Below are 23,132 nucleotides of genomic sequence, written 5' to 3' on the forward strand. Positions count from 1 at the left end.
GATTGCTATCCCCACGGGTAGCCAATGACGAGGCTATTTAGGATTACTAAGGAATTGCGATGAATCTCAAGGGCAAGCGAATCACCGTTCACGACATGACGCTGCGTGACGGCATGCATCCGAAGCGTCATCAAATGACGCTCGAGCAGATGCGCACGATCGCCAAGGGACTCGACGACGCCGGTGTGCCGCTCATCGAAGTGACGCACGGCGACGGGCTCGGCGGCTCGTCGGTCAACTACGGCTTTCCGGCGCATAGCGACGAGGAGTATCTGAGCGCGGTCATCCCGCTGCTCGAGCGCGCGAAGGTATCGGCGCTGCTGTTGCCGGGCATCGGCACCGTCGATCACTTGCAGATGGCGCACGGGCTCGGCGTTCACACGATCCGCGTGGCGACGCACTGCACCGAGGCCGACGTCTCCGAACAGCACATCACGATGGCACGCAAGCTCGAGATGGATACGGTCGGCTTTCTGATGATGAGCCATATGAACAGCCCGGAAGGCCTCGTCAAGCAAGCGAAGCTGATGGAAGGCTACGGCGCGAACTGTATCTACATCACCGACTCGGCGGGCTACATGCTGCCCGACGACGTCAAGGCGCGCCTAAGTGCAGTACGCGAGGCGCTGAAGCCCGAGACGGAACTCGGGTTTCACGGCCATCACAACTTGGCCATGGGCGTGGCCAATTCGCTGGCCGCGATCGAGAGCGGGGCAAACCGTATCGACGGTGCGGCGGCCGGCCTCGGCGCAGGCGCGGGGAATACGCCGCTTGAAGTGTTCGTGGCGGTTTGCGATCGCATGGGGATCGAAACGGGGGTGGACGTCTGGAAGATTCAGGACGTGGCCGAAGACCTCGTCGTGCCGATGATGGATTTTCCGATTCGTATCGATCGCGATGCACTGACGCTCGGCTACGCAGGCGTCTATGGATCGTTCTTGCTCTTCGCGAAACGCGCCGGCGAGAAGTACGGCGTGCCGGCCCGCGACATTCTCGTCGAACTCGGTCGGCGCGGGATGGTGGGCGGCCAGGAAGACATGATCGAGGACACCGCGCTGACGTTGCGCAAGGAGCGCGCCGAGCGCGCGGCGAAGGAAGCGGCATGAACCTCACTACCGACACCCTCGACGCGCTTGCGCAGCGCCTCGACGACTGCGCTCGCGAAGCGCGCGACACGGTCAAGATCACCGACGATTGGCCGCAGATGGACTGGGAGGATGCCTACGCGATTCAAGACGCGATGCGCCGACGCCACTTGCAGCGCGGTGCAACGCTCATCGGCTACAAGGCCGGACTGACCTCCCACGCGAAGATGCGCCAAATGGGCGTCGATACGCCCGTGTTCGGTTACCTCGTCGATACGTTCTCGATCGACGACGGCGGCGTATGCGAGACGCGCACGCTGATCCATCCGAAGGTCGAGCCCGAGATCGCGTTCGTCACGAAGACGGAGCTCAAGGGCCCGGGCTGTCATATCGGCAGCGTGCTGGCGGCCACCGATTTCGTCATCGCCGGCATCGAGATCATCGATAGCCGCTATCGCGACTTCAAGTTCGACCTGAAGAGCGTCGTGGCCGACAACACGTCGGCCGCGCGATTCGTCGTCGGCGGCCAGCCCTTGGCCGTGAACGGCATCGATCTGCGAACGATCGGCATCGTCATGGAGAAGAACGGCCGGCCCGTCTCGTTCGGCGCCGGCGCGGCGGTGCTCGGTCACCCCGCGGCGGCGGTCGCGCAATTGGCTAACCACCTCGGCGCGCGCGGCGAATCGATCCCGGCCGGCAGCCTGATTCTGTCGGGCGGGATCACGGAAGCCGTGGCCGTCGAGGCCGGCGACAACGTCACGCTGCGCGTCCAAGGCATGGGCAGCACCAGCGTGCGGTTCATCTAACGCATCGGAAAGGGAGGCCATCGTGCCCATCGCTCATCTGTACATCTTGGAAGGTCGAGACGAAGAGAAGAAGGAGCGGTTGATCGCCGAAGTCAGCGAAGCGATCCACCGTGCCATCGACGCCCCGCTGGAGGCCGTGCGAGTGATCGTCACCGAGATGCCGAAAGCGCATTTCGGCATCGGCGGGCAAAGCGCGAAAAAGCGAGGCCGCTGACGGCGCGCAGGACAGGAGCGGTTCGTTCGCTTCGACTTTCTTCTCTTTTATCGGTTACAGACTATGCAAACGAATCCTGAAGTTGGAGATTCGATCGTCGCCGCGGGTATTCGCACGAATTACCACGATCAGGGCAAGGGGCCGGCCGTGCTGTTGATTCACGGATCGGGGCCCGGCGTGACGGCGTGGGCCAACTGGCGGTTGACGATACCGGCGCTTTCTCCCCACTTCCGCGTCGTGGCACCCGACATGGTGGGGTTCGGGGAAACCCAGCGTCCCGAGGGACATCGTTATTCGATGCAAAGCTGGCTCGCCCATCTATTGGGGCTGCTCGATGCGCTCGACATCGAGCGGGCCCACGTGGTGGGCAACTCGTTCGGCGGAGCCCTGGCACTGGCGCTGGCGATCCACGCGCCGCAACGCGTCGGCAAGCTGGTGCTCATGGGCAGCGCGGGCGTTTCTTTTCCGATCACGGAAGGGCTCGACGCCGTGTGGGGCTATGAGCCGTCGATCGACACCATGCGCGGCCTGCTCGACATCTTCGCCTTCGACCGCACGCGCGTGACCGACGAGTTGGCCAAGCTGCGTTACGAGGCAAGCATCCGCCCAGGCTACCAGGAGGCGTTTTCGCAGATGTTCCCGGCGCCCCGGCAACGATGGGTCGATGCGCTGGCGAGCCCCGAGACGGCGATCCGTTCGCTCGCGCATGACACGTTGATCGTTCACGGTCGCGACGATCGCGTGATTCCGCTCGACGCCTCGCTGCGCCTGCACCGACTCATCGATCGCTCGCAGTTGCACGTGTTCGGGCAATGCGGCCACTGGACGCAAATCGAACACGCCGCGCGCTTCAACCGGCTCGTCATCGACCATTTCAGCGAGCCCAACGCCTAAAAAGGCGGGCCGAGCGCCCAACTCGGCTGTATTAGAACCACGACAAATTATTAATCGATTTATTCGAAGGTCAGGAGACAGATGTGAAAGGCAATTGCATTCGTGCCGCGGCAGCAGCATGTCTAGCGGTTTGGGCGGCCCACGCCCAAGCCACGGACGTTTTCAATCTGGAGGGTTTCGGTCCGGTGTCGCGCGCGATGGGCGGCACCGGCGCCGCCTACGATATCGGCCCCGGCGCCATGATGATGAACCCGGCGACGCTCGGTCTGATGAGCGAGGGACGGTATTTGGGTATGGGGCTCGACGTCGTGACGACGAACATCAAGGCCACCAATACGGCGACAGGCGAAACGGCGGTATCGGGCAATCACGGCGGCAATAACGGCCCGTACTTCGCGCCCGAAGCATCGTTCGTCTATCGACGGGGGCCGTACGCGTTCGGTGTCGGCGCCTTCGCCGAAGGTGGACTGGGCACGCAATACGGCGCGAGCAGCTTCTTGTCTCGTACGGTCACGAACGGCATCGACACGGGTTTGGACAATTTCTCGCGGTTGCTCGTACTGCGCGTGCCTTTTGCCATGGCCTATAAGGTCAATGACAAGCTGACGGTGGGCGGCTCGATCGACGCGGTATGGACATCGTTGAACCTCGGCATGCTGCTCGATGCCTCGCAAATCGGCGCACTCGCCGCGCAAAATCGCGTCTCGGGCACGCTGTTGCCGACGCTGGTCAGCGTTCCCGGACTCTCGGGCGGATATATCGACTTCGCACACAAGGGCATCGTCGGCGGCGGCGCCAGTGCTTGGGGCATCGGCGGGAAACTCGGTTTGACCTATCGGATCACGCCCGATACGACCTTGGGCCTCGCCTATAACTTCAAGACGCATGTGGGCGATCTAACGGGGCACGCCACGCTGACCGCGGTTAGTTCGGTCGCCGGCAATATTCCGATCGGCGGCGATATCACGATCCATCAGTTCGAGATGCCCGCTCAGTTCACGGCCGGAATCAGCCATCGCTTCAACGATCAATGGAGTGTATCGGCCGATTACCAGCGCGTGTTTCTGGCGAGCGTAATGAAGGATATCAACGTGACGTTCGTGCAGTCGGGCACCGGCGCGAATTTGAATCTGTCGTTGCCGCAGAACTATCGGGACATCAACGTGTTCGGGCTGGGTGCGCAATATCGCTACAACGAGAAGTGGACGTTTCGCGCGGGCTTTCACTATGCTCAAGAAGCCGTGCCGAACGGCGTGATGCTCGCAGTTGTCCCGTCCATCCCGACGACGAGTGTCACGGGCGGCGTGTCCTATGCATTCGGAAAAGACGACGTGCTCGATTTCGGGCTGTCGGTGGGCATGCAAAAGACGCTGACCAACTCGAGCGCACCGAATACGGCCGTGCCGCTCAAGGTGACGCATTCGCAACTCAACGCCGTCATTGCCTATCAAAAGCGCTTCTAAGTTGCGCACCGGGCACGCCGAGTCGACTCGGCGTGCCGCCCGGTATTCAATCGCGGTCCACGGGGATGCCGTATTTGCGTAGCCGATAGGCGAGCTTGGGACGGCTGATACCTAGGACACGGGCCGCAAGCGACAGGTTGCCGTTCGCCTCCGCCACGGCCGCGCGCAGCATCGCCGCTTCCGTTTCGGCTAACCCGGGGCGGCTCGTCGGCATGTCCGTGGGCGTGCCCCCTTCGACGACATCGTTGATGGGCGCGAGGTTGCCGCTTCGTTTGAGTACGAACGACGAGGCATCGATTTCCTCGCCGGTCGTGAACAGATGGCACAGATCGAGCGCGCCGCCGTCTTCGGCCAAGATGACCGCGCGCTCGATCATGTTTTCGAGTTCGCGCACGTTGCCGGGCCAGCCGTAGTTGAACATCGCATCGACGGCCCGCTCGCGGAATCCCGTGATGTTCTTGCCGTGCTTCTTAGCGAGGCGCTGCAAGAACCAGTTCATCATCAGCGGGATGTCGTCGCGCCGATCGCGCAGCGGGGGTACGAGGATCGGGAAGACGTTTAAGCGGAAGAACAAGTCCTCCCTGAATTGACCCGTCTTCACGGCTTCGCGCAGATTCACGTTGGTTGCCGCGATCACGCGCACGTCGATTTTGCGGGTGCGCGTGTCGCCGACGCGTTCGATCTCGCCCTGCTGAAGGGCACGCAGCAGCTTGCCTTGTGCGGTGAAGCTGAGCGTGCCGACTTCGTCGAGGAAAAGCGTGCCGCCGTTAGCGCGCTCGAACCGGCCCGGCCGCGACGAGGTCGCACCGGTATAGCCGCCGCGTTCCACGCCGAATAACTCCGATTCCATCAAGTGCTCGGGAATCGAGGCGCAGTTGACCGCGACGAACGGGCCGTCCGCGCGCTTGCTCAAACGATGCAGGTTATTGGCGAAGACCTCCTTGCCAACCCCGCTTTCGCCGAGAAAGAGCACGGTCGCCTCGGTCGGCGCGGCCTTCGTGACCATATGGCACACCGTATTGAAACCGGCGGACGCACCGACCACGCCGAAGCTATTCTCGGGTGCTTGCGCGAGCCGCGCGGCGATTCGACTCGTTGCCGGCAGTGCGGCTTCGGGCTTCAGCGACCATTTGACGAAATCGCCGATCTGCAAGAAGCGCAGATCGTCTTCGGCGTCTTGCCAATCTTCGACGGGCTTGCCGATCACGCGGCATTTCGCATGCCCCATACCGCGGCATTCCACCTCTCGCCATAGGATCGGCTTGCCCATGAACGCACTCGTATATCCGCAGGCATAGCCGATCAACATCCAACACACGGGCTCGTGGCCGATGCCGTAGCTGGCGACGTGCGCTTCCGCTTCCGAGCTGTCGATCAAATAGAAATCCCCGAAGTAGTGACCTCGCTCGACGTCGATCTCTAGTGCGATCGGTTCGCAATGGACGATGCCTTCCAGCGAAACCAGTTGAGGGCCTGCCAAGAAGTCGTCGTACCGATTCGACCCGGCCCGCACTTTACGCGTCATGGCTGCATCGTGACTGCCGGCTTGGTAGCCGATGCGCGTGATGAGCCCTCGCGCGGTCTCCTTGCCCAGACTTTCGATCAGCTCTTGGCGCAACGCGCCGAGCGAGCTGATGTGCATGAGCATCATGCGCTGATCGTCGAGCCAGATGCGTCCTTGCTGGGGCGCGAAGCGAAGCCGCTTGGCCAGGTCATGAATCGCCGGTACGCGGATTTCCTTCGGCCCCTCGTGGGACATCGATGTAGCGGCTTTGGGTAATGGGTGGGAGACGGAGCCGTGTTTGCCGGCGTGTGGCGGACGTTCGTGCATGCTGACCTCGATCGCTGCCGTGCGGCAAGCGCTGAACCGGATGACGTCTCAGCTTACGCCGCTCGCCGACCGCTGGCGATTGGTGGAATCACGCTGGACGAGGACATCCGGTCGCGGCGGGCGGCCGCGCGCATCGCATCCGTTCGGCACGCGGCGGAAGATCAGACGAATCGATCGAAATGGATCTGGTCGAACGGGACGCGATGCCGCAGCATCAACATCTCTTGCACGGCTTCGATCATCGGCGGTGGGCCGGCGAAGTAAAACTCGTGTTCGGCGATCGACAAAGCTAGTTCTCGTTCGACGAGCGTATGCACGAAGCCTGTTTCTCCGTCCCAGGGCGGCGCCGGCTGCGGCGCGGATAGCACGACGTCGATTTTCAAGTGCGGATGGTCTGCCGCGAGCGTATCGAGGGCCTGTAGCGCACTGAGATCGGCCTGGCTGCGTGCCCCGTAGAAGAAGCGTACGCGGCGCGCACCGGGCTGCGCGAGCGCACCGCGTACGATGGAAAGCATCGGCGCCAATCCCGAACCGCCCGCGATGCAGACGATATCGCGCGGGCTGTCGTCGCGCAGATGGGCATGACCGTAGGGCCCATCGAGCACGATTTGCTCGCCGATCTCGATCGCGTCGAAGAGCGCATTGCTGCCGGCGCCGCCTGGTACCCGGCGGATGATGAATTGCCATAGGCCTTCGCCGTTCGCCAGGTTCGACATCGAATACGCTCGCGCGCCGGTGGCGGCAGCCGGATACAGCAAGGCATACTGCCCCGCGCGAAAACTTGCCTGTTCCGGGACGTGAAACGTGAATTCGCTCATGTCGGCCGTCAAGGCACGCCGCGCCTTCAACGTGGCGGTCCATTTCGATGCAGCGACGACGGGGCGATAGCTGTCGTCGCAGCGTACGCGGATCGTGCAATCCCCCGACGGCTTCGATTGGCACGCTAGGCGCTTGCCGCGCTTGCGGTCGCGCTCGGTGAGCCCGGGCGCTTCGTGCCAGAGCGTATCGACCGAACCGTCGACGAGTTCGAATCGGCAAGCGCCGCAACCGCCGACGCTGCACTCGTGCGGCAATCCTATGCCCGCGCGCAGCGCGCCGCGCAACAGGGTGTCTTCGTCGTGGGCGACGTCGAACGCCTCGCCCGAGTCAAGGGTGATCCGGTATTTCATGGTGGCTTAAGGCAGGGTGGAAGTGCGCGGCCGGCTTGCGCCGGCCGTATCGACTTAAAGTCCGATCGAGCGCCGGAACGATTCCGTGGCGGCGATCGCATCGGCGGCAGCCTGGCCCGCGTCGGGCAACGCCGCGCACCAATCCTCGATCGCGGCCTGGCCGAGCGGCGCCCACTTGGCGACCCAAGCCCTCAGCACGTCGCGATTGCCTTCCTCTTCCAGCGCCATGCGGACGAGTTCGGTCGCCCATCGGCGATGGCGTTGGGCATCGATGAGCTGGGCATCGATCAGCAATCCGAGCAACGTATCGCCATGTTGGCGCGCGGCGGTGCCGAGCGCGCGTAGCACGGTTTCCTCGACGGCCGGTCGCACGATGAGGCTGAGCGCAACGAAACTCTCGCCCCAATCCCATGCCGTCAACGCGTGTTCGACGAGTTTGCGAAAGCCCTGCCATGCGGGATCGAGTTCCCAGATCTGCCGCTCGTTCTCGCCGAACCCGGTCTCGCCGAACGTTTGCGAGAGTTCGCGCGTGCGATAGGCCGTGTGCGTCAGCCAGCGCAACGAGTCGGCCGTTTGGTAGGCCGCGCAGTTCGAGATCGTGGAGGCCGGCGCGATTTGCGTGAGGTAGGCCGAACCCATTTGCAGGGCATGAAAGAGAAAGCGCGCGGGCGTATAGAGCCGAGCCAACGTTCCGGCCCAGGGTCGCTCGAGCATCGCATCGTGACCGCGTTCCGAAAATTGATCGAGCAAGCCGAGCACGTATGTCTCTTGTCCGTCTTGCTGCATGTTGTAGGTGCGATAGACGATTTCGTCGGGGTCGCGAAACGCATTCCAATCGGGATGCTTGAGCGGCGAAGCGTTGCGATAACGCTTGAACCACTGTGCCATTTCGAAGTTCGGATCGAGTTCGAACGGCGCGTCGGGATTGTCGGTGGTGTAGTGCAGATTGGTCGAGACGATTTCGTACTCGCTCGGCTTGCGCCTGCGTGCGGCCAAATGGCTCCACGTTTTCAGGGGCTTTAGGATGTCGGGTTGGGTCATGCTCGTCTCCGGTTACAGCGTTTTTTCGTAATAGAAGCGCACGTAGTCGTCGGTCGTTTCGATGCGGCCCGCGAAGGAGCTCAGATTCACTTCGAGCTCGGACATGCGAAACGGTCGGCCCAGTGCCTCCTCCAGCGTGGCGCGACGCAAAATCAACTCGCCGTCGGCATAGATGCGCACATAGGCCAGCTTGTCGTCGACATTGATTTCCTTGCCCGGGTTGTCTTCGTGCGCGGCTTCGATGACGCCGGCCGTGATGCTGCTCGCGCGCAGCACAGGGCCGACGCGGTTGTTGCGATAGGCCTGTGCGGTGTTGTCGGTGCTCATGGGGTTTTCCGAATTCAAGAATGGGCAAAAAGCGGCTCGACGCCTTGGACCGATACGAGCACGTCGTCGCCGTCGACTTTCACGGCGTACTCGGCCAGGCGGCAGTCACCGGGGTTGATGCCCTTGCCGGTGGACACGTCGAACGTCCATTGATGCGCGCGGCACATCAATACGCGGCCGTCGAATTTCCCTTCGGCAAGCGGGATGTCCTGGTGCGGACAAATCCCTTGAAAGGCGCGGGGCTCGCCCCCTTCGGGGCGGACGAGCACGATCACATGTCCGTCCACTTCGACCTCGGTCATCTCGCCTTCCCAGACGTCGTCGAGGGTGCATACTTTCCGATAGCTCATAGCGGCCTCATGCGTCGCAGAAGATGAATTCGAGCGTCTCCATCGGCACGATGTCGGTATCGCTCAATTTGGCGTCGCGCGGATAAAACGCCTCGCCGCCTTGGCGACGAACGCGTACGACTTTGTCGGGACGCGGCGCGACGCGCCGTCCCACGGAGTGATGAGCGGCCGCGGCCGCCACCTCGTCGATCGTGTTCTCCGTATCGACGGCCACCAGTTGCAGTACGAAGTCGTACTGAAAATTCGAAATCAGGGGAAAAAGTGCCATGTCGTCCTCCATGCAGACACCGCTTCAAGCGGCGCGTTTGTCTTCGCGCCGTGCGCGATAAGCCTCGACCCACGCGTAGTGATGGGCGTCGTCGCCGATTTCACCGGGTGCGAGATTCATGTACTTGAGCGCGCCCATCAAATTGGGCGGTTGAATATGGCCGGCCAGGAAGCGGTCGACGAGCGTCAGGTGATCGCGATATCGCACGGGGTCTTGCTCGAAGACCCAACGATCGATTTCGGAATTGAAGTGATAGGTTCGGCCTTTGTAATCGAGCGGATAGTCCTTCACGTTCCAGCCGTTGCCGGGCACCGCACAGATCGGCAGTTGGCTCATGTTGCAGACGATCGGCAGCGTCTCGGGAACCGTGAGTTCCGGCTTGCCCGCCAGCAGGTTCTCGATGATGACGTCCCATGCCTTGCCGAACGTATCGTTCCAGCCCGGATATTTCTCTTCGAGCCATTCGCGGCAATCCGGCGTCATGCCGGCAGCGGGATTCCACCAAACCGTCGGACGCCAGAACCAAATGCCCATTTGATAGGCGTGATGCTGGTAATCGAACTCGTTGATCATTTGGTCCCAGTACCAGGGCAGGTCGAGGCCCAGGTCGATCAGCGTGCGTTCGAATTGGCCGACGATCCACTCGCGCATGAACTCTTTAAACGATTGCTTGCGGTGTTCGAGCGGCGTCGCATAGTCCATCGACGTGCCCGTGAGCAGGCAGAACAAGCGCCAAGCGCGCGCGATTGCGATGTCCACGAGTTTTTGAGCCTGCTCCTTGCGCCCGTTTGCAATGAGAATCTGCAATGCGGGGCCGCCGATCTGCGCATGGCGCGACTCGTCGGTCTGAATGCTCGAAATGAGGCTCGCGAACGTGAAATCGCCGGCCTCGGCTGCGTCTGCCGCTAAACCGAGGAACTGCATGTTGGTGAAGCCCGTCTCGAACGCGAACGTCAGCATGACGGCGATTTCGATCGCGCTGCGCGACATGAATAGATCGTCGAACGTGCTGCGTGCGGCGATGGCGCCCCATTCGTTCGTGTGATAAGCCTTATGGGCCCAGTCGAACTGACGATCTTTCGGGCAGTAATCGTGCGGGAAATACAGTTGAAGTTGCCCGTGGCGGTTCTCGTCGAGCATGCCGAACGTCGCCATGTTGCGCATGCCGGGCGCTCGCCCGAAGCGTGCCATGCGCGCCTCCGCGCTCATGGCCGCATACTCGCCGAGGGCGATCGCGCCGTAGTGCGCCTTAAGGATCGAGAGCCAGCCCGGATCGGCGTCTTCGAACATGCGGCTGCGCTCGAGCGCAGCCTTCACCGAGTAAGCACCCGCATCTTTCTCGCGTTGGACGCGGACGTACTCGGGATAGGAGGTCTTATAGGGCTCGTCGTAGGCTTCCCAATCCTCCATCGGTACGCCTTGGGCGCCCGACATGAGTTCGGGAAAGAGCTCGGACTGCGTCACATAGCTCGGGGTCCAGTTGGTGGAGCGTGCGATGTCGTACCACGCCGCGCGTTCGAGTAACGCCATGGGGTTGTCTCCGTGATTGGAATAGGTCTCAGGTATGTCCCGGTAGATCGGTGACCGTACCGGGCGCCTCTTCCAATGCAAGGGCAATGCCAATGGCGTTGAATCAGGACCGCCTAAACGCGAGAAATCCCGAGATTCCTAGCGCCGGCGCATCTGCGCGGGTATGAGGGCACGGTGGCCGGATGATGAAACGGCCCCGGCGTCGAGCCTCGGTTTGACGGCTTAATCAAATCCAAACGAAAAGCGTCTGCTCGCGGGCTTGATCAATTGATCAACAATCTCGATATTGCGAATTAAGAAAGCGCTTACCGTCAATCATCGCGTTTGAATTCGCGCTGCATGTGCCGATGGGCCGATGCGTCGGACGCCGCTCGCCGCCTCGCCCGCGATCTCTTCGAGCGAGCGGCCGTTCGTGCGAGGGCCGAAGGCGCCGATCGAGACGATCACGATACCCATGCTGGCGACGATCAATGTGAAAACGGCGGCGGGACCGCCATGCTGGAGCAGGAGCGCGACGAGAAAGCTGCTGGCGACGCCCGTCAGCCGTCCGATCGAATGGACGAAGCCCAACGCCTTGCCGCGGATTTGCGTCGGGAAAATTTCGGCTTGATAGGCGGTGGCGTTGCCGGCCATCACGGCATTGCACAGCGTGACGAGCAGACCGAACACGACGGCAAATGGTGAATGCCCGACCATGGCGAACGCCGTACCGAATAGGGCAACCCCTAACGCGCACGCCACGATGAGCCATTTGCGTTCGATGCGATCGGCCAGTCCGCCGGCGATGAAAGGCGAGACCGGGAACGCGAACGCGATGAGAAACGAGTACCAAAGGCTTTTCGTGACGGCGGCGCCTTGTGCGACCAGGAGCGTCGGGAGCCATTGACTGAAGCCGAAAAAGCCGATGCTGAGAAACGCATTGAATGCGATGAGCATCCACGTGCGCCGACGATAGCCGCCGGCCCACATCGAAGGCGCCGGCGTCGTCGATTCGGCCCGAGGGACCGGATGTGCCTCACGCATCGGCGGCGGCAACGGGCGTCCATGTTCGCGCTCCACGCGCTGCTCGATCGACGTCAGAACGGCCAGCGCTTCGCGCTCGCGTCCGCGCATTGCGAGCCAACGCGGCGATTCGGGTAGCTTCGCTTGCAGCCAGCCCGCGACGACGGCGCCGCTGCCGCCGAGTAAGACCACCCAGCGCCAACCCGAGAGTCCGAGCGGGGCGTGGGGAATCAACCGCCAGGAAGCGAAGGCGAGCACGGGCATCGCCAGGTAAGAGACCGAGAAGCACAAGGCGAATGCGCGACCGCGTACGGCCTTGGGCACGAGTTCGGTCAGAAACGCGCCGATCGTAATCAGCTCGGCGCCCGCGCCGCAACCGGCGATGAGACGGCACAAGCAAATGCCGAGCGCCGTATGTTGCCAACACATCGCCAAGCTGGCGGCCGTATAGAGCACGAGCGAACTCGTGAATAAGATCCGTCGGCCGACGACATCGGCGAATCGCGACAAGAAGATCTCGCCGATGAAAAGCCCCGCAAACGTCGCGGCGCCCAGCGCGCCCTGATCGGACATGCCGAATAAGCCATTGGCGCCGACGTGGAAGATGCCGTCGCGAACGAGCCCCGACGGTAGATAAGTCATCTGGAATAGATCGTAGACTTCGAAGAAGCCGCCTACGCTCAATAGCAAAACGATGTGCCAGACGGTGCGAGTCGGCGGCAGACGGTCGATGCGCGCCGTGATCGACGACGCCTGGGAGGTGGACATGAAGGTCTCCTGAAGAGTTGTTGTCAGACAGTCGCAATCGGGTTGACCGGTGAACCTACGAGGCCGCGCAAATGGAGCGGCGGCGCGGTCAAGAGAAAGCGAAAGCGCTTGTTGTGCACAAGCCAGGCCGCGAGCGGCGTTAGGTGCCATAACTCGCCTAGATGAATGCCGAGCTTGAAGAGACACAGCTCGTGTAGCGGCATCATCGCTCCCGGCGAGTCGCGATCGGCCAGCTGTTGTGGCCGCTCCTCCACCGCATGGTTGTCGGCGACGAGCGCGACGAGGCCCGATTCGTCGATCCAGCGCCGCAGTTGCACGTCGTCCCCGTCGAGCACGCAACAGATGTTCAGCGATGCGTTATCGCTCGTCAGCAATCTATCGGCAAATCCGGTATGGACGCAGACGATGTCGCCGCGCTCCACTTCGATGCCATCGGCCTCCAACGTGCGCATCCAATCGTCGTAGCCGATCTTGCGGCGTTCGTCGCCGAAACGGCGGCGCAGGTCCACCATGACGCCGCGTCCTTGCATGCCGGCCTGCGCCATGACCTCGATACCGAGCGCGTGCGCACCGCCGGCTGCCGCGCCGTTTTCCGGCACGCGGATATGCTCGCCCATGCGATAGCCGTTATAGAAGACGCGTTCGGCGTGGCCGTCGTCGTCGGCGTCGAATAGCGAGCCGACATGCGAGAGCGCGTCCCATTGCGTCGAGAACTGCGAGTGCATGCAAAAGGCGTCGTCGCAGACGACATCGGTCGCTCCGCGCACGCGCTCGTCGGCGCGATAGCCGAAATAGGGTTTGCCGTCGAGAAAAGCCGGCGAAATCGCGGGAGGGCGGCGGCGTCCATTCAGCCCGCCGCCGCGCGGCACGTCGAGCGGAAGACTCAGCGAAAAGACGAGCCCCTCACGAACTTCGGCCGCCGCCAGCCGCACCTTCTCGGGCGTGAGCCAATTCAAGCGGCCTTTTTGATCGTCAGCACCGAACTCGCCCCAATTCGATCCGGGCGGGCGGCGAATCCAACGTGGATTCATGCGCTATGTCTCCATTGTTATGACAGGCCGCGGCGCAAGCGCAGCCTACCGTGCGGCCGTCTCCGGCTATTCGGTGCGAGATCCGACGATGACGCCTTGCTCGGTCAGCGCCGCATACTCGCATTCGCCGACGAGCGGCATTAGCACCTCGCGATTGTGTTCGCCTAGCGAGGGCGCCGGTCGGCGAAATACGCCAGGCGTACCCGAAAGGCGAGGCACGATGTTGTGCATCGGCAAGCTGCCGACATCCGCGTCGGGAAGTTCCACGAGCACTTCACGTTCGATCACATAGGAGTCCTGAACGATTTGGGCGACGTCGTAGATTGGGCCGACCGTGACGCCGGCCGATTCGAAAAACGCGAGGTTGGCGTCCAGATCGCGTTCGGCGATGAAGGCCCCGACGATGGCATCGAGTTCGTCGGCACGCTGGACGCGCTCGACGTTGTTTGCATACCGCGGATCGTCGATCAATTCGGCGTGCCCGATGGCACGAAACAGCCGCTCGGCCATCGTTTGCGTCGAAGTCGAAAGACACAGCCACTTGTCGTCGCGGGTGCGATACGCATTGCGCGGTGCCGTATTGGTCGAGCGGCTGCCCGTGCGCGGCTTGATCTTGCCCGTCATCGCATAGTTGGCGGCGAGCGGGCCGAGGATCGAAAACATCGGCTCGAATAGCGACACGTCGATCACTTGCCCCGGCGTATCGCGCCGCGACCGGGATAGCAGCGCGACCAAAACGGCGATGGCGCCGGAGAGCCCGGCCGTCATATCGCCGAGGAAGATCGGAGGCAATACGGGCTCGCGGTCGGCGAAGCCGTTGATGGCGGCAAAGCCTGAGTAACCTTCCGCCAGCGTCCCGAAGCCGGGCTTATGCCGATAGGGACCCGTCTGCCCCCAGCCCGAGATGCGCGCGATCACGAGCGAGGGGCGAATCGCGTGCAGCACGTCAGGCCCGAGGCCCATTTGCTCGAGAACGCCCGGCTTGAAACTTTCGATGAAGACATCGGCTTGCGCGACCAGCTTGCGTACGAGCTCGAGCCCCGCCGCCGAACGCAGATCTAGGCAGACGCTGCGCTTATTGCGCCCGTAGACTTTCCAATTGGTGCTAATGCCCCCCGCGCCGACGGCGCGAAGCGTATCTCCGCGCTCGTTCTCGACTTTGACGACATCGGCGCCGAAATCGGCAAGCTGAAGGCTCAGCATGTTGCCCGCAATGAGGCGCGACAAGTCGATGACGCGTATTCCGTCGAGCGGACCGCGCGCTGCGCCGTCGAATCGCTTTTCGTGAATGGCGCCTGTGCTTCCTCGCCGCGCGGCGCGAGCGTCTTGCGCGGGCATGTGTGCTACGGACATCCTTCGTCTCCTATGTGGCGCGGCCGCCAACGAGGCGCATTAGTCGTTCAGCGCGCTGTGTACCGCCGCTTGAGATTGATTCGAGAAGCCGCCGGGCAGGTCGCCCCCCAGTTCGTGCGTCAACTGAGCGGCAGCCGCCTGGACGAGCGGCAGATAGTCGGCGAGTACTTTTTTGTTGAATCGATAGCGCGGCACACCGAGCGAGATCGTGCCGCTCAGCATGCGGCCGACGCCGAAGACGGGACACGCGATCGCCGCGCTTTCGGGATCGCGTTCGCCGATCGACACGGCATAGCCGAGTTCGGCCACCTTGTCGTAGTCGTTGCCGCGTGTTCCCGAAAACGCCAGCAGGACACGGCCGGCCGCGCCGGCATCGAGCGGGAAACGATCGCCTTCGCGCAAATGCGTGTGAACGGCGCGCCGAGCGTAAAAGCGAAATAAACAAACGCGCTCGTCGCCTTCCCGCACGTAGTAGGCCGCCGTTTCTCCCGTTTCGTCGGTCAATTTGCGCAAGATCGGAACGGCGTATTCGCGTAGTTGGAAGGACTCGCGATACATGATGCCTAGGTGAAAGCTAGCCGGACCGAGGACATAACGGCCGTCGGGCAGCCGTTTGATGAAGCGGAAAGTCTCGAGCGATTCGAACAGCCGCAGCAACGTGCTCATGTTCAGCCCAGTCGCTTCGCTGACCTGCGCGAGCATCAATCCGTTGGGGGCATCGCCGAAGGCGAGAAGCGCCGTGAGGGCGCGATTGACGGCGGCGACGCCGCCATCGGCTTGAGCATTCATTTGAACCTCTACTTAGACCGTAACGAACCGGGTACGCCGTTCGACGCGATGGTGCGATCGCCGCGGAGCCGCCCTGGTTAAAAAAACAAAAGTCACTTTCATTTTTATCCGTTGAGTTGGACATGTCAACACGTTTCGGTTCGTGCAAGCGAATAGTAAGGAGAGCTGACGATGGCCATTGTGCACAGCAGAACGGGTTTACGATAGTTTGACCGCCGCGTGCATGTGGCAAGAAAATGAAAGTCACTTTCATTTTGTGAATTTGGTGACCGTGATGACCGAAGCTTTGCCGTTCCTTCCTTGGCGCTCTTTGCTCTATGTACCGGCGCATATCAGCCGCTATGTGGATAGCGCTTGCCGTTCGCGTGCCGATGCGGCGTTGCTCGATCTGGAGGACAGCGTGCCTCCCGAATCGAAGCGCGACGCGCGAAGCGTGCTGCCTGTGGCGGCGCGGCGGATCGCGGCGACGGGAATGAGCGTGCTTGTTCGTGTGAACGGGCCGTTGCGTTGGATGGTGGAGGACTTGCGTGCGGCTGTGGACGCGGGCGTGACGGGCGTAGTCGTGCCGAAAGTGCTCGGTGCATCGCATCTGACGGCGATCGACGAATGTTTGGACATGCTCGAGCACGAACATGGCCGCGAGCGCGGTGCTACGCGGATAATCGCGACGATCGAGACGCCGCAAGCATTCGAGTGCATGGATCGAATTGCGCGCGCATCGGCGCGAACCGTTGGAATGATGCTCGGTGGGGGCGACTTCGCGCTGCGATGCGGTAGTCAGGCCAATGCGAACGTATTGCGCGTCCCGAAGCAATTGCTGGTTATCGCGGCGGCGGCTGCCGGCGTTTGGCCGCTCGGCTTGATCGGTACGCCGGACGAGCTAAGCGATCTCGCCGGCCTCGAGCGGATGGCGCGCGAATCGGCGGAGTTCGGTTTTGTCGGCGCGACCTGCATTCATCCGAAACAGGTCGACGCGCTCAATTGCGCGTTCTCGCCCTCGGCGGACGAGGTGGCCCGCGCCCGTCATATCGTCGACGCTTACGCTGTTGCGCGCAGCGCCGGCCGCGGCGCAGTCGCCGTGGACGGAAAGATGATCGACTTGCCCGTTCTCGCTCAGGCTCGGCGTGTTATCGAACGCGATGCTGCGTTGAGCCGGCGCTTGCAGCACGCGTCGTAGTAGCGGCACGGAAGTTTGGCCGCTAGGGCAGCGATGCAGATGCGGTCGATGTACTACTCGAAAAACAATAAGGACTACTAAGGAGACAGTGGGAAATGAACAAGCAATGGCTGACGGCATGCGGTATGGGATTGGCTTCGGCATCGGCGGGTGCGATCGGGCAGACGAACGTCACGCTCTATGGCATAGCCGACATCTATACCGAAATCGTGACTAACCAACCCACGCCGGCTCAGGGTTCCGGCACGCTCGTACGTATGGGCTCGGGAGGGAAAAGCGGATCGCGATGGGGCATCAAGGCAGTGGAAGAACTGCGGGACGGTTGGCGTGTCGACGTGCGTTTGGAAAGCTCGATCTTTATGAACAACGGGAAGGGCGTCGCGACGGGCGGCTTCGATCGGGGCGCATGGCTCGCGCTGAGCCGGGCGGGGTGGGGCGGCGTGCGCTTCGGGCGGCAGTACACCTCGTTGTTCGATGTTTTCGATCACTACTCGCTGACGAACGGCTATTCGACGCTTTATGAGCCGGACGGTGCCATCGTTGGGATCAACTTCCGCGAAAACAACATGGTCAAGTACTACGCGGACTTCGACCGGTTCTCGTTGCGCGCACATTATTCGTTCGGCGGCACCCCTGGTGCTTTCAGTGCGGGTGCCGGATCGGGTTTCGGCATCGAATATTCGAGCGGCTTGGTGGGGGTGGCCGCGGGCTATGACGATGTCAACGGTGCCGTTCCGAACGTGACGCATTTTCGGCGGTATGCGATTGCGGCGATGATCCGTCCTGGCCCGGCGACCTTCATTGCGGGCTTCGAACACGGGAGTGCCAATGTGACGACGCCGGGTGTCGTGACGCGATTCGATTTTTATTGGGCTGGCGTGCGGTACCGGTTCACGCCAGCGTTGCAGGCGCTCGGCGGCTTTTATTACGAGAATGTCGTGTTGCAAAACCCCGGGGTAGGGGCGGCGGCCGCCGCCCCTGCCAACCCGAAGCAGGTCACGCTTGAAATGGACTATTCGCTGTCAAAGTCGACGCTGCTTTACGTAGCCGGGGGCTATGCTTGGCGTGCGGCGCTCGATTTCGATAATTACAACTACAACTTTCTCGGCTATTCGCTCGCCAGCGGCAAAACGTCGAGCGCGGGCGTGGCATTGGGGATGCGTAAGCAGTTTTGATGGGTCAGCATAATGCCTCCGCCTCGGAGGAGAGCGACTGGTCTTTCATCGACGCGGTGGATTCGAGTATTCGCGTACGGAGCCAACGATGCGCGTTGTTTGTATCGTGGCGCGGGTGCCAGTAGAGCGACCAAATCAATGGCTCCAATGCTAGCGGCAACTCTTGGATGGCGAAGCGGCCGGACTGTAACGTCGCCGCGTGGCGCGCCGACATAATGACGGAAACGGGAAGGGCGATCAGCATGTCCGGTACCACGAGCCAATGCGGGACAGTGAGGACGACGCGCCGGGCGCAATGAAGTTCGGCCAGTCGGCTGTCGACGACGCCGCTTCCCGTGCAACTGGATGACACGTTCAAGAAATCCAGTGCGACGAAGCGATCGAGCGAAAGCGGTTGATGCGAGGACACGTATCGGCGACTCGTGACGCATACCATGCGGTCGCGCAGCAGGATCTGCGAACGCAGCGAACCGGAATCGTCGAGGCCGGTGCTGAGCGCCATGTCGATCGTGCCCTCTATTAGGGCCTCGATGGCGTGTTGCGGCGAGAGATGCACTACGCTCAACTTAACTTTGGGGGCTGTGGCGCGGATGCTGCGCGACAGCGCCGGCAAAAACAAAAGCTCGGTCAAATCGGACATTCTCAGCGCGAATTGCCGTTCCGATTGGAGTGGATCGAACGATTGCTCCGAGGCGAGCAAGGCTTCGATTTGCTGAAGGATTTGACGGATCGTCGGCGCGAGCGCTTTGGCGCGCGGCGTCAGCTCCATGCCGGCGGCTGCGCGCACGAGGATCTCGTCCTTGAACATATGGCGCAGCCGGCCGAGCGCGTTGCTGACAGCCGGTTGCGTCAACCCGATTTTCTTGCCGGCGCGCGTGACCTGCTTCTCGCTGAGGAGCGCATCGAGCGTGACGAGCAAATTCAAATCGACTGAACGAAGATTCATGGTGGCGACCCTATGCTCACTGAGTAGTGGATATGGGCCGTAACGCATAGCGTCACCCGCTCGGCCCCAAGGGAACACGACCATTCATCTTCATCAATGACCTCTTTAGGGTCCAGTATTGACACTTCAATTATTAAAGCGTAAGCGCGGGCACGGTTAGCTACGTCGAGATGACCAATCGAATACCGCGATTTACGCCGTCACCACAGTGAATTCCGGCCCCGTCATTATTTCGCCCGGGTCAGCGTGATCGCGCGCTCGGGGCAAGCCGTCACGCATAAGCCGCATGAACGGCATGCGTCGGCGTTCGGCGTATAGGCAACCTGCATGCCGTGCACGCGCAGTTTGAAACGATGCAGCATGCCGAGACTGCGGTAATCGGCGTCGTCGATGCGCCGGATCTCGAATACGTTTTCCGGGCAGACCGTGAGGCAATCGCCCTTGCCCTCGCAACGGCGCAGATCGACCGTTGGCACGATCACGCCCGGCGGCTGCTTGCAGACAGTGGTCGACGTCTCGCGCATGTCATTCTCCCTTCGGCGTTTCGCATTGCGCACGCCATGATGAGCGAAAACGCTCGCGCTCCTCGGGCGACATCGCTTCCCACTTCCGCCAGTGGCGTCTATGGCGCCAGCCGCCGCCGTAACCGCGGAATCCGCCGAACAAAATCCGACTCAACACGAGCAAGCCAAGCGCATGCGCGAAATCGATCGTTCGCGCGCCGGCGAACAGTGCGGGCATCACCCAATTCCATAGGAGTGTGACGCCCCATCCGAGTGCGACAATCGCCACCAGAACAAACACCGCTTTGCCGGCCCATCTGAACTTCCGGTAATTCATCGATCGACTCCTTTTCTTTAGATATCGAGTTCGTCATACGTGTTTTGCAACCGCGCGCGCAGATGCAGTACCGCGTAACGCTTGCGCGCGATTAGCGTATTGACCGCCACGCCGCTTTCCGCCGACATGTCTTTGAAACTGCGCCCTTCCAGTTCGTGCGCGACGAATGCCTCGCGCTGGTTGGCCGGCAACTCGTCGAGCGCTGTCAGCAGGGCGTCCAGCAAGACGCTGCGTGCGTACTGCGCTTCAGGGCCGGCATCGTGCGCGGGCAAGGCCAGATCCAGCCGGTAATCGTCTTCGTCCGCGGCGGCATCGCTGTCGGACAACTCGGCGAGCGGCTGTTCCTTCTTCTTGCGGAAGCGGTCGATGATGCGGTTGCGTGCGACGCGAAACAGCCACGCGCTCGCCTGCTCGATGGGCGCGGGTAGACGGTACGCTTGCACGAATTCGTAGAAGACGTCTTGCAGGATGTCCTCGGCATCGCTCGGGTCGCGTACGCGGCGCCGGATGAAATTCCCGAGCCGCGTGCGCTCGCGCACGATCGTCGCGGTCATGTCGCGGTCTCGTTCGTCCATCGTGTCCGGGGTGAATGGCTGGTCCATGCCCCTGAAGACGGATGGGGCGAGGGAATATTGTGGACGTTGGGGGGATTTTTGGGGGGGGCGGCTCGCAGCTTGGGGGTTAGTGCCTCCCTAAAGCGGCGCGGCTCGCCGATCTGAAATCAAAAAAGGAGGGCATACAAATGAAAATCGGCTGCATATGTGGCGCAGTCATTGTCGATCGGACAGAATCTGGACTATGACGATCTGGGGAAATTCGACCTATCGTTGACGTTTGCTCGTGTTTCCAACGCTCATAAAATTCCGGATGAACTCAGTAACACCGTAGCAACCGGACAACTAATTGTGCTTCCATGCGGCAAGTTCTCGCACAATACCCAGTCCGTACAAAAACACGTGCGACTCGTCGGCTGTGAACGGTCCTGCATCCCGTCTCCTTTTGGATGTCGGTTCCGAGACGGAACGCGGTATCGCGCAGCGACGTCGGCATGCAAGATCTAGCCTCTCATCGCCTTCGTCCGCGGCGGCGTCGCTGTTCGACCGGAGAGTCTCGCTAGGAAATGTGCACTCTTGTCCTATTTCACTGGGAGAAAATCATACGCTGAAGTAACCCCGATGCTTACAGCTTTGCCGTTTTTGTAATACGGCAGGCAATGACTGGCTTGGACTGACTTGATGGCACTATCGTCGAGACGCTGGTAGCCACTCGATTCCACCACGGTAATGTGTTCAAAGTTTCCCGTGGGACTAAGTTCAAACATAAGCTTCGTCTTACCGCTTTCGTGGGCTTTTTGCGATTCCAGAGGAAACTCCGGCTTGGCCATCTTACAGTAGATTCCATCGCGGACCGGTGACGCAGCTGGGGTTGGTGCATTCGACACCGCGGTGCAAGATATGAGAAGGCCGCAGCCGGCGAACAAGACCGCGACGCGCAGCGCACTGAGGACTGTTTTCATTTTTGTAGGTAATAAGGCTATCGATTGGTTTTATGTTTTGAGCGCATACGCATAATTCGATTCAGAATATAGCGTTAAAGAGTGTTCCTGTCATTGTTTCAATTGCTTCAGTTAAGGCACGGATGCCGCTGTTGCGAATGACCCATCGCCCGGATAGCAGAACTCGGGTTCGTTGATCGAAACGCGCCCGGTTGATATGAATTACTGCTCGCCTGCGCGCCCCGATCAGACGGTTGCCTCGAGGCCGCGTGTCAGACCCGGCGTGGGGTGTCCGTCGCGATGGTTACTCGCCGCATCGCGCCATCCGGATCTCCGATGCATATGGCGCCGGCGTCCAACCGAGCAGTGTCGCAACCGCCACCCGCCTCAACGTGGCACCGGCAACCAAGCCCGAGCCAGCGATACCCACCACGCGGTGCCCGGTTTGAGCAGCGCATCGTTGAAGTCGTAGTTTGGGCTGTGCAGCGGAATCGCACAGCCGCAGGTGCCATATTCCGAGCCGTCGCCGTTACCGATAAAAACATAGCAGCCGGGACGGTGCTGTAGATAGAACGCAAAGTCTTCCGACGGCATCTGCGGTGCGATGTTTTCATCGACGTTCGCAGCGCCGAATACCGACTTCAGCACTTCCCCCGCGAAAGCGGTCGACGCCCGATCGTTCACGAGCGGCGGATACATGCGCTGGAATTCGAACTCCACGCGCACGTCGAACGCGGCGGCCACGCCGTGCGCGATATCGCGCATGCGCCGCTCGATCAGATCGAGCACGTCGACGCTGAATGTGCGCACCGTGCCGCTCAGGCTCGCCTGTCCAGGAATCACGTTGACCGTGCTGCCCGCGTGGATCTCGGTGATCGACAGCACGGCGGGATCGTTCGGATTGACGTTGCGCGACACGATGGTCTGCCACGCTTGCGCGAGCGTGGTGGCGGCGATCACCGGGTCCACGCTGCGATGCGGTTGGGCAGCATGTGAACCGAAACCCGATAGCTCCGCCTTGAACGTGTTGCTCGACGCCATGATCGCGTCAGGCCGCAGCGCGAACGCACCGGCCGCGATGCCTGGCCAGTTGTGCGCGCCGAACACGGCATCCATCGGACAACGCTCGAAGAGTCCGTCTTCGATCATTAGGCGCGCGCCGGCGCCGCCTTCTTCTGCCGGCTGGAAGATGAAGTTGATCGTGCCATCGAACTCGCGATGTTCGGCGAGGTAGCGCGCGGCGCCCAGCAGCATCGCGGTATGGCCGTCGTGGCCGCATGCGTGCATGCGGCCAGGAAAGCGCGAGGCATGCGCGAAGCGGTTGTGCTCCTGCATCGGCAACGCGTCCATGTCGGCGCGCAGACCGATCGAACGGGGGCTCTTGCCGCTGCGCAGCACGCCGACGAGGCCATGGCCGCCGATGTTACGCACTACTTCGATGCCCCATTCGGCGAGTCGTGCGGCGACGTAGTCGGCCGTTTGTTCCTCTTCGTGGCGCAATTCCGGATGAGCGTGCAGATGGCGGCGGATTTTGATGAGATCGTCTTCGATAGCGTCGAGACGCGGGTCGTTCAGCAT

General features: G+C 61.8%; 24 protein-coding genes. 7 read left to right on the top strand and 17 right to left on the bottom strand.

Annotation, left to right across the window (positions count from 1 at the left end):
* Positions 1 to 59: 59 nt before the first annotated feature.
* From dmpG to AB1286_RS22010, 5 genes are all read left to right on the top strand, one after another.
* On the top strand, positions 60 to 1,106 hold the full coding sequence (gene dmpG / locus AB1286_RS21990) for a 4-hydroxy-2-oxovalerate aldolase (RefSeq protein ID WP_430365366.1): 1,047 nt from the start codon (positions 60 to 62) through the stop codon (positions 1,104 to 1,106).
* Positions 1,103 to 1,891 carry a 2-oxo-3-hexenedioate decarboxylase gene (gene dmpH / locus AB1286_RS21995; RefSeq protein ID WP_430365367.1) on the top strand — a complete coding sequence of 263 codons (789 nt, stop codon included), beginning with the start codon at positions 1,103 to 1,105 and terminating at the stop codon, positions 1,889 to 1,891. The genes dmpG and dmpH overlap by 4 nt, the downstream gene beginning before the upstream one ends.
* A gap of 22 nt (positions 1,892 to 1,913) precedes the next feature.
* Entirely contained in the window at positions 1,914 to 2,105 is a 192-nt protein-coding gene (locus AB1286_RS22000; RefSeq protein WP_277428554.1) for a 2-hydroxymuconate tautomerase, read from the top strand.
* Between the two features lie 63 nt (positions 2,106 to 2,168).
* A complete protein-coding gene (locus tag AB1286_RS22005; RefSeq protein ID WP_430365368.1) occupies positions 2,169 to 2,999 on the top strand; it encodes an alpha/beta fold hydrolase in 831 nt (276 codons plus the stop codon).
* Between the two features lie 83 nt (positions 3,000 to 3,082).
* On the top strand, positions 3,083 to 4,462 hold the full coding sequence (locus AB1286_RS22010) for an OmpP1/FadL family transporter (protein WP_430365369.1): 1,380 nt from the start codon (positions 3,083 to 3,085) through the stop codon (positions 4,460 to 4,462).
* Positions 4,463 to 4,508: 46 nt separating this feature from the next.
* On the opposite strand, the gene AB1286_RS22015 is transcribed toward AB1286_RS22010, so the two are convergent.
* The 11 genes from AB1286_RS22015 to AB1286_RS22065 all read right to left on the bottom strand — a co-directional run bounded on the left by AB1286_RS22015 (position 4,509) and on the right by AB1286_RS22065 (position 15,921).
* Positions 4,509 to 6,221: a sigma 54-interacting transcriptional regulator gene (locus AB1286_RS22015; RefSeq protein WP_430365370.1), complete on the bottom strand. Its 1,713-nt coding sequence runs from the start codon at positions 6,219 to 6,221 to the stop codon at positions 4,509 to 4,511.
* A gap of 233 nt (positions 6,222 to 6,454) precedes the next feature.
* Positions 6,455 to 7,462, bottom strand: coding sequence for an NADH:ubiquinone reductase (Na(+)-transporting) subunit F (locus tag AB1286_RS22020; protein WP_430365371.1), 1,008 nt, complete (start codon positions 7,460 to 7,462; stop codon positions 6,455 to 6,457).
* A gap of 54 nt (positions 7,463 to 7,516) precedes the next feature.
* On the bottom strand, positions 7,517 to 8,503 hold the full coding sequence (locus tag AB1286_RS22025) for an aromatic/alkene monooxygenase hydroxylase subunit beta (protein WP_430365372.1): 987 nt from the start codon (positions 8,501 to 8,503) through the stop codon (positions 7,517 to 7,519).
* A 12-nt stretch (positions 8,504 to 8,515) separates the two neighbouring features.
* Complete coding sequence (locus AB1286_RS22030; protein ID WP_430365373.1) at positions 8,516 to 8,830, bottom strand: MmoB/DmpM family protein; 315 nt, start codon at positions 8,828 to 8,830, stop codon at positions 8,516 to 8,518.
* Between the two features lie 14 nt (positions 8,831 to 8,844).
* Positions 8,845 to 9,180, bottom strand: a complete 336-nt coding sequence (locus AB1286_RS22035; RefSeq protein WP_430365374.1) for a Rieske 2Fe-2S domain-containing protein — start codon at positions 9,178 to 9,180, stop codon at positions 8,845 to 8,847.
* Positions 9,181 to 9,187: 7 nt separating this feature from the next.
* Positions 9,188 to 9,448, bottom strand: coding sequence for a toluene-4-monooxygenase system B family protein (locus tag AB1286_RS22040; RefSeq protein WP_430365375.1), 261 nt, complete (start codon positions 9,446 to 9,448; stop codon positions 9,188 to 9,190).
* A gap of 24 nt (positions 9,449 to 9,472) precedes the next feature.
* On the bottom strand, positions 9,473 to 10,978 hold the full coding sequence (locus AB1286_RS22045; protein WP_430365376.1) for a toluene monooxygenase: 1,506 nt from the start codon (positions 10,976 to 10,978) through the stop codon (positions 9,473 to 9,475).
* 315 nt (positions 10,979 to 11,293) lie between these two features.
* Positions 11,294 to 12,748, bottom strand: coding sequence for an MFS transporter (locus AB1286_RS22050; protein ID WP_430365377.1), 1,455 nt, complete (start codon positions 12,746 to 12,748; stop codon positions 11,294 to 11,296).
* Positions 12,749 to 12,771: 23 nt separating this feature from the next.
* Positions 12,772 to 13,779 carry a cyclase family protein gene (locus AB1286_RS22055; RefSeq protein WP_430365378.1) on the bottom strand — a complete coding sequence of 336 codons (1,008 nt, stop codon included), beginning with the start codon at positions 13,777 to 13,779 and terminating at the stop codon, positions 12,772 to 12,774.
* 66 nt (positions 13,780 to 13,845) lie between these two features.
* On the bottom strand, positions 13,846 to 15,132 hold the full coding sequence (locus AB1286_RS22060) for a CaiB/BaiF CoA transferase family protein (protein ID WP_430365379.1): 1,287 nt from the start codon (positions 15,130 to 15,132) through the stop codon (positions 13,846 to 13,848).
* 39 nt (positions 15,133 to 15,171) lie between these two features.
* Positions 15,172 to 15,921 (bottom strand): IclR family transcriptional regulator, encoded by a 750-nt coding sequence (locus AB1286_RS22065; RefSeq protein ID WP_430365380.1) that lies wholly within the window; start codon positions 15,919 to 15,921, stop codon positions 15,172 to 15,174.
* Between the two features lie 274 nt (positions 15,922 to 16,195).
* Between AB1286_RS22065 and AB1286_RS22070 the strand changes: the two genes are divergently transcribed.
* Positions 16,196 to 17,098 (top strand): HpcH/HpaI aldolase/citrate lyase family protein, encoded by a 903-nt coding sequence (locus AB1286_RS22070; RefSeq protein ID WP_430365381.1) that lies wholly within the window; start codon positions 16,196 to 16,198, stop codon positions 17,096 to 17,098.
* Between the two features lie 95 nt (positions 17,099 to 17,193).
* On the top strand, positions 17,194 to 18,273 hold the full coding sequence (locus AB1286_RS22075; RefSeq protein ID WP_430365382.1) for a porin: 1,080 nt from the start codon (positions 17,194 to 17,196) through the stop codon (positions 18,271 to 18,273).
* A gap of 4 nt (positions 18,274 to 18,277) precedes the next feature.
* Here AB1286_RS22075 and AB1286_RS22080 read toward each other — a convergent pair whose 3' ends face one another.
* The 6 genes from AB1286_RS22080 to AB1286_RS22105 form a co-directional block, all read right to left on the bottom strand.
* Positions 18,278 to 19,219, bottom strand: a complete 942-nt coding sequence (locus AB1286_RS22080) for a LysR family transcriptional regulator (RefSeq protein ID WP_430365383.1) — start codon at positions 19,217 to 19,219, stop codon at positions 18,278 to 18,280.
* Positions 19,220 to 19,446: 227 nt separating this feature from the next.
* The gene (locus tag AB1286_RS22085; RefSeq protein ID WP_430365384.1) at positions 19,447 to 19,743 is read right to left on the bottom strand and encodes a 4Fe-4S dicluster domain-containing protein; all 297 of its coding nucleotides are present in this window, start codon (positions 19,741 to 19,743) and stop codon (positions 19,447 to 19,449) included.
* A 1-nt stretch (position 19,744) separates the two neighbouring features.
* Positions 19,745 to 20,059 carry a hypothetical protein gene (locus AB1286_RS22090; RefSeq protein ID WP_430365385.1) on the bottom strand — a complete coding sequence of 105 codons (315 nt, stop codon included), beginning with the start codon at positions 20,057 to 20,059 and terminating at the stop codon, positions 19,745 to 19,747.
* Positions 20,060 to 20,076: 17 nt separating this feature from the next.
* Entirely contained in the window at positions 20,077 to 20,661 is a 585-nt protein-coding gene (locus tag AB1286_RS22095; RefSeq protein WP_430365386.1) for an RNA polymerase sigma factor, read from the bottom strand.
* A gap of 533 nt (positions 20,662 to 21,194) precedes the next feature.
* Positions 21,195 to 21,443 (bottom strand): energy transducer TonB, encoded by a 249-nt coding sequence (locus AB1286_RS22100; RefSeq protein ID WP_430365387.1) that lies wholly within the window; start codon positions 21,441 to 21,443, stop codon positions 21,195 to 21,197.
* 498 nt (positions 21,444 to 21,941) lie between these two features.
* The gene (locus AB1286_RS22105) at positions 21,942 to 23,132 is read right to left on the bottom strand and encodes a M20 aminoacylase family protein (protein ID WP_430365388.1); all 1,191 of its coding nucleotides are present in this window, start codon (positions 23,130 to 23,132) and stop codon (positions 21,942 to 21,944) included.

This window comes from Trinickia sp. NRRL B-1857 (genome assembly GCF_050470685.1).
Classification (GTDB): Bacteria; Pseudomonadota; Gammaproteobacteria; order Burkholderiales; family Burkholderiaceae; genus Trinickia.